The organism is Cognatiyoonia sp. IB215182, assembly GCF_033963905.1.
Classification (GTDB): Bacteria; Pseudomonadota; Alphaproteobacteria; order Rhodobacterales; family Rhodobacteraceae; genus Yoonia.
On sequence record NZ_JAXBMB010000079.1, the window covers coordinates 1 to 503 of the forward strand.

1 protein-coding gene is annotated in these 503 nt (G+C 56.7%); it reads left to right on the forward strand.

Going from position 1 to position 503, the window contains the following annotated elements; translation table 11 throughout:
- Positions 1–202 (forward strand): transposase (locus SLH47_RS26350; protein ID WP_320244119.1); only part of this gene is annotated, 202 nt, incomplete at its 5' end.
- Positions 203–503 lie beyond the last annotated feature (301 nt).

Genomic DNA, 503 nt, shown 5'->3' on the forward strand with positions numbered 1-503 from the left:
ACGGAAGCGGTATTCGGAGGAAGATGCGTTGAAGCTTTTGCATGAGATCGACGTGCATTTGCATGATGGGCTGGACGTTGTGAGCGCGTGTCGGAAAGCAGGCATCTCGGACAAGACGTATTACTACTGGCGTAAAAAGTTTGGTGGGATGGGACGCCCTCAACTGTCAGAGATGCGGGCGCTGCAGAGTGAAGCCGGTTAAGCCAACGATCCGGGGGATCGTTTGCCAGGCGTAACAATGAGCGGCTCAAGAAGATTGTCGCTGACCTACAGTTCGACAAACTGATCCTGAAGGAGAGCCTGGATCATTTAAAGCCCAAGGTCCCATTGCCCGGCAGGTGATTGCACAGCAATCGCCGGGAGGAGGGCGCAGGAGCAACTCCGTCAGGCGGTCATTCACACCCGCCAAAAGCTGGATACATCGGAACGCCGGACTTGCGCGGTGCTCGGTGTCGCTCGGTCCAGTCATCGTGACCTGCCCAAGCCTGCCAATGATGATGCGC